Origin of the sequence: Streptomyces violaceorubidus, from assembly GCF_000717995.1 — a bacterium.
Classification (GTDB): Bacteria; Actinomycetota; Actinomycetes; order Streptomycetales; family Streptomycetaceae; genus Streptomyces; species Streptomyces violaceorubidus.
In genome coordinates, this window is record NZ_JODM01000135.1 from 1 (window position 1) to 660 (window position 660).

The window sequence follows — 660 nt, forward strand, 5'->3', positions numbered from 1 at the left end:
CAGGTAGGAGCGATTGCCACGGGAGTCGTACGCCTTGTCGGCCCGCACCCGGTCCGGACGCTTGCGCGGCCTGCCGAGGCCCAGCCGCGGAACCCGGATGGCTTCCAGGACCGGCTCGAGCTGCGGGGAGTCGCCCCGCTGCCCGGCCGTGATCACGACGGACAAGGGCTTCTGCCCTTGCTCGACCGCGAGGTGGATTTTGCTGGTCAGTCCGCCGCGGGAGCGTCCGAGGCCGTGGTCGGCCGGCTCGACGAAGATCCCGCCGGGCGGCTCCTTCTGGAGGTCCCCCTTTTCGCCGCTCCGGCGGCGTGCTGGTGGGCCCGGCAGACGGTGGAGTCGACGTTGACGTCCCAGGTGATCAGGCCCTTGGCGTCCGCCTCGGCCTGGAGCTGGGTGAGGATCCTCGCCCAGGTGCCGTCCCGCTGCCAGCGCCGGAACAGGTCATAGACCCGGTCCCACGGTCCATAACGTTCGGGCACGTCCCGCCACGGAGCACCGGTCCGGGTCCGCCACCGTATGCCGTCTATCAACTGCCGCCGCGTCCACACCTGCGGCCGGCCCGGCTTGATGCCCGTCGGCAGCAGAGGCTCAAGCCGGGCCCACTGGCCATTCGTCAGATCCCCACGTCTCACAGGACGTGATCATCAACGAACAAGATCC

2 protein-coding genes are annotated in these 660 nt (G+C 70.0%); both read right to left on the reverse strand.

All coding sequences use genetic code 11. The annotated features are described in order from the left end of the window. A partial coding sequence (locus tag IE94_RS41985) for a transposase (RefSeq protein ID WP_425338004.1) occupies nt 1–258 on the reverse strand: 258 nt, incomplete at its 3' end. Further along, nucleotides 207–632, reverse strand: coding sequence for an IS5 family transposase (locus IE94_RS38795; protein ID WP_425338003.1), 426 nt, complete (start codon nt 630–632; stop codon nt 207–209). The genes IE94_RS38795 and IE94_RS41985, both read right to left, overlap by 52 nt. Nucleotides 633–660 lie beyond the last annotated feature (28 nt).